This is a genomic window from Stenotrophomonas mexicanensis (assembly GCF_032911605.1).
Lineage (GTDB): Bacteria > Pseudomonadota > Gammaproteobacteria > Xanthomonadales > Xanthomonadaceae > Stenotrophomonas > Stenotrophomonas maltophilia_A.
On sequence record NZ_JAWJTG010000020.1, the window covers coordinates 71,642 to 78,327 of the forward strand.

8 protein-coding genes are annotated in these 6,686 nt (G+C 67.8%); 1 reads left to right on the top strand and 7 read right to left on the bottom strand.

What is annotated here, in order from left to right:
* Positions 1 to 128: 128 nt before the first annotated feature.
* From trmD to ffh, 6 genes are all read right to left on the bottom strand, one after another.
* A complete protein-coding gene (trmD, locus tag R1L06_RS10640) occupies positions 129 to 887 on the bottom strand; it encodes a tRNA (guanosine(37)-N1)-methyltransferase TrmD (protein ID WP_317217675.1) in 759 nt (252 codons plus the stop codon).
* A gap of 8 nt (positions 888 to 895) precedes the next feature.
* Entirely contained in the window at positions 896 to 1,408 is a 513-nt protein-coding gene (gene rimM / locus R1L06_RS10645; RefSeq protein ID WP_010483256.1) for a ribosome maturation factor RimM, read from the bottom strand.
* A 44-nt stretch (positions 1,409 to 1,452) separates the two neighbouring features.
* Positions 1,453 to 1,713, bottom strand: a complete 261-nt coding sequence (gene rpsP / locus R1L06_RS10650; RefSeq protein WP_005415733.1) for a 30S ribosomal protein S16 — start codon at positions 1,711 to 1,713, stop codon at positions 1,453 to 1,455.
* A 131-nt stretch (positions 1,714 to 1,844) separates the two neighbouring features.
* Positions 1,845 to 2,627, bottom strand: coding sequence for an aminotransferase class IV family protein (locus R1L06_RS10655; RefSeq protein WP_317217676.1), 783 nt, complete (start codon positions 2,625 to 2,627; stop codon positions 1,845 to 1,847).
* Positions 2,624 to 3,706, bottom strand: a complete 1,083-nt coding sequence (locus R1L06_RS10660; protein ID WP_317217677.1) for an NAD(P)H-dependent flavin oxidoreductase — start codon at positions 3,704 to 3,706, stop codon at positions 2,624 to 2,626. The genes R1L06_RS10655 and R1L06_RS10660 overlap by 4 nt, the downstream gene beginning before the upstream one ends.
* A gap of 146 nt (positions 3,707 to 3,852) precedes the next feature.
* A complete protein-coding gene (gene ffh / locus R1L06_RS10665; protein WP_005408591.1) occupies positions 3,853 to 5,229 on the bottom strand; it encodes a signal recognition particle protein in 1,377 nt (458 codons plus the stop codon).
* A 122-nt stretch (positions 5,230 to 5,351) separates the two neighbouring features.
* Here ffh and R1L06_RS10670 point away from each other — a divergent pair, with 122 nt between their 5' ends.
* Entirely contained in the window at positions 5,352 to 6,146 is a 795-nt protein-coding gene (locus R1L06_RS10670; protein WP_032127560.1) for a cytochrome C assembly family protein, read from the top strand.
* A 90-nt stretch (positions 6,147 to 6,236) separates the two neighbouring features.
* On the opposite strand, the gene R1L06_RS10675 is transcribed toward R1L06_RS10670, so the two are convergent.
* On the bottom strand, positions 6,237 to 6,665 hold the full coding sequence (locus R1L06_RS10675; RefSeq protein WP_317217680.1) for a YqhG/Tai3 family protein: 429 nt from the start codon (positions 6,663 to 6,665) through the stop codon (positions 6,237 to 6,239).
* Positions 6,666 to 6,686 lie beyond the last annotated feature (21 nt).

Below are 6,686 nucleotides of genomic sequence, written 5' to 3' on the forward strand. Positions count from 1 at the left end.
GGCGTGTCGTATCGACAACGTAGGCTCATGCAGTCACCGGACTGTGCTGCACGTTTGTTTTGGGTACTGCGCGCGCCGGCCGGGGCCGACGGGAATTGGCCATGATAGCCGATAACGCCAGCCCTGCGCTAGGGGCTGGCCTTGTGTTTCTGGGCCTGACGGCCCTGCTCCAGCAGCTTGCGGTCGGACTTGCCCAGCGCCTGTTCATCCAGCAGGTCCGGGCGCCGCTGGGCGGTACGGACCAGCGACTGCTGGCGGCGCCAGGCCGCGATGGCCGCGTGGTTGCCCGAGCGCAGCACGTCCGGCACGTCACCCAGCGGGTGCTGGGCCGGCTGGCTGTAATGCGGGCAGTCGAGCAGGCCGAGGTCGCCCTCGAAGCTGTCCTGCGCCGCCGATTCCGCGTCGTTCAGGGCACCGTCCTGCAGGCGGGCCACGGCGTCGATGATCACCGCCGCGCCCAGCTCGCCACCGGACAGCACGTAGTCGCCGAGGGAAATCTCCTCGTCGACATTGGCCTCCAGGAAACGCTCGTCGATGCCCTCGTAGCGGCCACAGAGCAGGACCATGCGCGGCAGTGCCGCCAGTTCCCGCACCTTGGCCTGGGTCAACGGCGCCCCCTGCGGGCTGAGGTAGATCACCCGCGCCGGGGTCGGATCAGCATCACGGATCGCCTGCAGGCAGGCCTGCAGCGGCTCGATCAGCATCACCATGCCCGGGCCACCACCGAACGGGCGGTCGTCCACCCGGCGGTAGTTGCCTTCGGCGTAATCACGGGGATTCCAGCCATGCAGGCTGAACAGGCCCTTCTCCTGCGCGCGCCCGACCACGCCCAGTCCAGCGGACTGGGTGAGGAACTCGGGGAACAGGGTGATGACGTCGAAACGCATGCTCACACTCAGAACTCGGGATCCCAGTCGACCACGACCAGGTTGGCCTCGAAGTCGACCGACTTGACGAAGTCCGGCTGCACGAACGGGATCATCCGCTCGCGGTCACCACGGACCACCACCACGTCGTTGGCGCCGGTGCTGAACAGGTGCGAGACCTGGCCAAGGGCAACGCCCTCGGTGGTCTTCACGTCCAGGCCTTCCAGGTCCACCCAGTAATACTCGTCGGGCTTCGGCGGCGGCAACGCACTGCGGGCCACGTAGATCTCGGTGCCGTGCATCGCTTCAACGGTATCGCGGTCCTCGACGCCGGGGAAACGGGCGACCAGGTGCTTGCCGCTGTCGCGGCCGCGTACACCTTCAATCGTGGTTTCCACGCCGGACGGGCTGCGCACGATCCACGGCTGGTAACGGAAAATGGCGGAACGTGGCTCGGTCCAGGACTCGAGCTTGATCTCGCCGCGCACACCAAAAGCGCCGACAACCCTGCCCAGCAGGATGCGGCGCTCGATATCTTTCATCTGCTTCAACCAAGAGGGCCACGCCGAAGCGTGGCCCGTCAGGATCAGGCCGCAGCGGCCTGGGACTTGGTCGCTTCCTTGATCAGGTTGCGGACCTTGTCGGTCGGCTGGGCGCCGTTCTTGACCCAATGGTCAACGCGGGCCAGGTCCAGCTCGATGCGCTTCTCGGCGCCCTGGGCGACCGGGTTGTAGAAGCCAACGCGCTCGATGTTGCGGCCGTCGCGCGCGCTGCGCACGTCGGTGACGATGATGTGGTAGAACGGACGCTTCTTGGCGCCGCCGCGGGTCAGTCGGATCTTGACCATGGTGTTTTTCCTATTGCCCAGTCGCCAGGATGGCGAGGTAAGCGGGCGATTATAGCGGCAGAGCCCGGCCGAGCCAACCCCGGGGTGAATCCGCCTTCACGGCAGCGCCGGGCCATGCCCGGTGGGGGTTTTCACCCCAATCTGTCCCAAGCCACCGCCGCCAGCACTGCCCTGCCCTGTTCAGCCAGTGCCTGCGAACCCGGCAGGACATGCCCGTCGATGGCGTCCAGCGCCCATAGGCCGCTGGCGTTGCAGGCAAAAGCGGCCTTCACGCTATCCAGTTCAGCCAGTGCCAACGGCCGCGTCAGCTGTGCCCCCGGCCAATGCTGCTTCAACAGCGTCTCGGCAGTACCGCGCAGGGCCGGCGCCTGTGACCAGAGCAGGCGCTCACCATCGTGCACGGCCAGGTTCCAGGTGCTGCCTTCACTCATCACGCCATCAGCGGTCACGAACAGCACATCGTCGAACCCTTCCGCCATCGCCGCACGGCGCTCGGCAAACAGGCCGAAGGTGCCGACGTGCTTGATCTGCGGCAGCTCGCGCTGCCACACCACGCTGCGCACCCGCTTCGGTGCGGTCAGCGCCACCGGCGCGGACACCGCCACCAGCACGTCCACCGGTACGGCCGCCAGCGGATTGCGGAAATCGAAGCGGCGCGAGTACACCGTCACCCGCAGCGAGGCATCGGCCAGGCCGGCGTGCTGCAGCGCCTGCGCCATCCAGCCCCGCACCTGCGCCGCGTCCAGTTCGCTGCCGAACAGTTCGCGCGTGGCCTGCGACAACCGCGCCAGATGCAGGTCCAGTCCCTGCACGGCGTGACCGCGCACCTGCAGCGAGGTGAAGTGGCCATAGTTGACCAGCGCAGGCAGCAGATCCTCCACCTGCACCGGTTGGCCGTTGCAGGTCACGGTCATCGCAGCAGCGCCTGCGCCTGTTCCCACATGCCGCGCAATACGTCGGCGGCCGGCTGTGCCGGGGCCATCCACGCCGACTGCCCGGCCCAGGCCTGCATCGCCGCCAGACGATTTTCCTGCACGGCCTGCCTGCGCATCGGCGCGGTCAGGCCGCGCTGCACCGGGTACGGGCGTGGCGCCGGTGCGCCTTCCGCAGCGGCGGCGCGCACATAGGGGGTCGCCAGGCCACGGCCCAGGCGGCCGCTGAAGGCGCGGGTCGGCCAGGTATCTTCGGGTTCGCTGGCCGCCAATCCATCGGCCCACGCTGAAGCGATCGCCGCTTCGGGCGTGCGCAGGAAGGCAGTGCCGATCTGCACGGCACTGGCCCCCAGGGTGAGTGCGGCAGCAATGCCACGGCCATCGGCGATACCGCCGGCGGCGATCACCGGAATCTGCAGGTGATCGGCCAGGCGCGGCAACAACGCAAACAGGCCGACCAACTGACGCTCGGCCATCGCCGGATCGAACGCACCGCGATGGCCCCCGGCCTCCACGCCCTGTGCGACCACCGCGTCGGCACCGGCGTCCTGTGCCGCACGCGCTTCGGACAAGGTGGTCGCACAGGCGATCCAGGCAATGCCGGCATCCTTCAACTGCTGTACGTGGCGCGGCAGCAGCACGCCCATGATGGTCGAGGCCACCGCCGGGCGCGCCGCCAGCAGTGCGGCGAACTGTTCTTCGAAGTCGGCGGGCGTGGCATCGGCGGCGCTGGCCGGCACGTCCGGACCCCACTGCGCGAGGAAGGCGCGGCTGGCGGCTTCAGCGGCGACATCACGGGTCGGTGCCGGGTCCGGCACCCACAGGTTTACCTGTGCGGGGCCCGTCGAGGCAGCGCGGAAGCCATCCATCCAGTGGCCGATATCGGCCGATGACGACAGCACTGCGCCCATCGCCCCCATGCTGCCGGCATTGGCCAGCGCAGCCGACAACGGCACCGGGCAGGCGCCGGCCATCGGGGCCAGCAGGATCGGAACGGATACGCCAAAGCGCCGGCAGAACGCCTCGACGCGGGAAGATACAGATACAGCGGAACTCTGCATGACGGCCCATCGTTTCGGACAGGCCCCCATGGTGCGCGCAGAACGGGGGTGGCGTCGAGCTTGCTCAACTCTACCTCGACCCGGGCACCGGCAGAAAAGCAGTCGAGCATGGCTCGACTCTACAAAAAAAGCCGGTGTTCAACGCATCAACGGAACGGCATGCCGCGGCCGCCCATGGCACCCATCATGCCCTTCATGCTGCGCAACATGCCCTTCATGCCGCCGCCGGCCATCTTGCTCATCATCTTTTCCATCTGCATGTACTGCTTCATCAGCTTGTTGACGTCGGCGGGGGTCACGCCCGAGCCCTTGGCGATGCGCGCGCGGCGCGAGCCGTTGAGCAGGTTCGGGTTGCGCCGTTCCTTCTTGGTCATCGAGCTGATGATGGCAATCATGCGCGGCACTTCCTTGCCCTGACTGACCTGCTGCTTCAGATGGTCGGGGATGTTGCCCAGGCCCGGCAGCTTGTCCATCAGGCCGCCGATGCCGCCCATGTTCTGCATCTGCTCCAGCTGGTCACGCATGTCGTTCAGGTCGAACTTCTTGCCCTTGGCGACCTTCTCGGCCAGCTTGGCGGCCTTGTCCTTGTCGACCTGCTGCTCGACCTGCTCGACCAGCGACAGCACGTCGCCCATGTCGAGGATGCGGCTGGCGATACGGTCCGGATGGAACACGTCCAGGCCTTCCGGCTTTTCGCTGACACCGACGAACTTGATCGGCTTGCCGGTGATGTAGCGCACGCTCAGCGCGGCACCGCCACGGGCGTCACCGTCGGTCTTGGTCAGCACCACGCCGGTCAGCGGCAGGGCGTCGCCGAAGGCCTTGGCGGTGTTGGCCGCGTCCTGGCCGGTCATGGCGTCGACCACGAACAGGGTTTCGGCCGGGTTCACCGCAGCATGCAGGGCCTTGATTTCGGCCATCATTGCTTCGTCGATGGCCAGGCGGCCGGCGGTATCGACCAGCAGCACGTCGACGAACGACTTGCGTGCATCGTCGATGGCGGCGCGGACGATGGCTTCGGGCTTCTGGTCGGCGCTGGACGGGAAGAACAGCACGCCGACCTGCTCGGCCAGGGTCTTCAGCTGCTCGATCGCGGCCGGACGGTAGACGTCGGCCGAAACCACCATCACCTTCTTCTTGCGCTTTTCCTTCAGGTGCTTGGCCAGCTTGCCCACCGTGGTGGTCTTGCCGGCGCCCTGCAGGCCCGCCATCAGGATGATGGCCGGAGCGGGCACATTGAGGTTCAGGTCGCTGGCTTCGGCGCCCATCACCGCGGTCAGCTCGTCGCGCACGACCTTGATCAGGGCCTGGCCCGGGGTCAGCGACTTCAGCACTTCCTGGCCGACCGCCCGCACCTTGATGCGCTCGATCAGGGCCTGCACCACCGGCAGCGCAACGTCGGCTTCGAGCAGCGCGATGCGGACCTCACGGGTGGCCTCGCGGATGTTCTCCTCGGTCAGGCGGCCGCGGCCACGCAGGCGCTCGATGGTGCCGGAAAGGCGCTGGGTCAGTGACTCGAACATGCGGCGCAACCTGTCTGAAAGCGGGGGACAATAAGGCAGACAGTATAACGGGTCCGCTCCCCTCCCCGGACTGCGACCACAGGGCCGTCGCCACCACCGCAGGGGTATGCGAAACTGCAACGATGTTAATCGTTCTCATCGCCGCCCTGCTCTACCTGGCCGCCAGCGCCCTGCTGGTGCGTGCGCTTGGCCGCGATGAAAGCACCGGCTCCCCCGCCTGGCTGTGGCCCGCCCTGCCGGCGATGCTGCTGCACGGCGGCTACCACGTGATGGTGGCGATGCGCACCAACGGCGGGCCGGACATGCACTTCTTCGCCGCGCTGTCGCTGGTCGGCCTGGGCATGGCCTGGCTGACCTCGCTGGTCGGCGCGCGCGGGCGCATGTCGGCACTGGGCGTGGTGGTGTTCCCGCTGGCCGCGGTACTGCTGCTGGCCTACCACGGCTACGGCCACGAACCGAGCAAGGTGCTGGGCTGGCGCCTGGCCAGCCACGCCTGGCTGGCGCTGCTGGCCTACGCCACGCTGAGCATCGCCGCGCTGCTGGCGATCATGCTGTGGCTGCAGGAACGCGCCCTGCGCCGCCGCGAGTTCCGGCCGTGGCTGCGCGCCCTGCCGCCGCTGGCCGATCTGGAATCGCTGCTGTTCCGGGTGATCACCGTCGGCTTCGCGCTGCTGACCTTGACCCTGGTCACCGGTGTGCTGTTCGTCGACGACCTGCTGGCGCAGAAGCTGGTGCACAAGACCGTGCTGAGCGTGCTGTCGTGGATCGTGTTCGGCGTGCTGCTGATCGGCCGTCGCCGCTACGGCTGGCGCGGCATGAAGGCGGTGCACTGGACGCTGGCGGCAATGCTGTTACTGCTGCTGGCCTTCTTCGGCAGCCAGTTCGTGATCGAACTGGTGTTCGGGCATTCGCGATAGCGGTGTGCCGGCCAACGGTCGGCACCCACCCGGGTAGTGCCGGCCGCTGGCCGGCAACAGGACCGCACCCTGCGTGGATGCCGCAGACGGTCAAGGCAGCGGCTGGGCCAGGATCTTCCGTACCGAGCGACCGCTGTTGGTGAGGATGTCATCCACCTGCCAGCAGCCCTGCCCCTGGCGCACCATCGGCAACCGGGTCACGTAGGCCTTCTTCCATACCGAATAGCGCATCTCGACCTGGCCGGACGTCGCCGAGACCTCTTTCCAGATGTAGCGCACCGGACTCTCGATGTCGCCATCCTGCGCATCCAGCCACGGGTCCGAATCGATGGTGCAGATGCCTTCCTCGCGCGTCTGGCAGGCGCGCTCGCCACGCAGGGCCTTTCCGAAGGCCGGGCTGACCAGCGCCGGCGGCGGTTCCAGCAGATCGCCATTGCCGGTGGTTGCCTCGTAGAAGGCACGGGCGACAGCCACTGGTTCCTGGCACTTCCTCGCGCGTCTGGCAGGCGCGCTCGCCACGCAGGGCCTTTCCGAAGGCCG

Coding starts and splice junctions, on each gene's coding strand:
- trmD (WP_317217675.1), bottom strand. CDS start 887: ATGCGTTTCGACGTCATCACCCTGTTCCCCGAGTTCCTCACCCAGTCC.
- rpsP (WP_005415733.1), bottom strand. CDS start 1,713: ATGGTCAAGATCCGACTGACCCGCGGCGGCGCCAAGAAGCGTCCGTTC.
- rimM (WP_010483256.1), bottom strand. CDS start 1,408: ATGAAAGATATCGAGCGCCGCATCCTGCTGGGCAGGGTTGTCGGCGCT.
- ffh (WP_005408591.1), bottom strand. CDS start 5,229: ATGTTCGAGTCACTGACCCAGCGCCTTTCCGGCACCATCGAGCGCCTG.
- R1L06_RS10660 (WP_317217677.1), bottom strand. CDS start 3,706: ATGCAGAGTTCCGCTGTATCTGTATCTTCCCGCGTCGAGGCGTTCTGC.
- R1L06_RS10655 (WP_317217676.1), bottom strand. CDS start 2,627: ATGACCGTGACCTGCAACGGCCAACCGGTGCAGGTGGAGGATCTGCTG.
- R1L06_RS10670 (WP_032127560.1), top strand. CDS start 5,352: ATGTTAATCGTTCTCATCGCCGCCCTGCTCTACCTGGCCGCCAGCGCC.